Annotated in this window: 1 protein-coding gene; it reads right to left on the bottom strand. The window is 68.3% G+C overall.

Annotation, left to right across the window (positions count from 1 at the left end):
• Positions 1 to 496: substrate-binding domain-containing protein (locus Q0L15_RS21055; protein WP_296606681.1), on the bottom strand; the 496-nt coding region annotated here is incomplete at both ends.

The raw sequence follows: 496 nt of genomic DNA, 5'->3' as shown, positions 1-496 counted from the left end.
CACGCCCTCCTGCTTGGGGTCCTGCTGGATCACGGCGGTCACCAACCCGCTGTCGATCCCCGCGATCACCTCGGCAGTCAGGTCCCAACCGATCACCTTGGTCGGGCCCGACGCGTCGAGCGCCGCCACGGCGCCGACCGTGGCCGGCTCACCGGTCGTGTAGACGAAGTCCAGGTCCGACTGGGCAGTGACCAGGTTCTGAGCTGCCGTCGCAGCCTTCTCCTGGACGTTGTCGCCGTTGACGCTCTGGGTGTAGGTCGCTCCCGCCGCGTCGACGACCTTGCGGAAGCTGTCCTCGCGCTGGTTCTGGATGAAGGAGTTCCGCGCGTCGACGACGCCGTAGGACTTGCCCTCGGCCAGGCCCTGGTCGATGACCCACTGGCCCGCCTGCTCACCGGCCTTCTCGTTGTCCACTCCGACGAAGGTCTCCGCGACGCCGTCGGGGAGCTGTGCGTCGATGGCGACGACGCGGATCCCGGCATCCCTGGCGAGATGT

This window comes from Nocardioides sp. (assembly GCF_024509035.1).
Taxonomy (GTDB): Bacteria; Actinomycetota; Actinomycetes; order Propionibacteriales; family Nocardioidaceae; genus Nocardioides.
The sequence above is the reverse complement of the archived record's forward strand: the minus strand, read 5'-3'. Positions and strand labels throughout refer to the sequence as shown.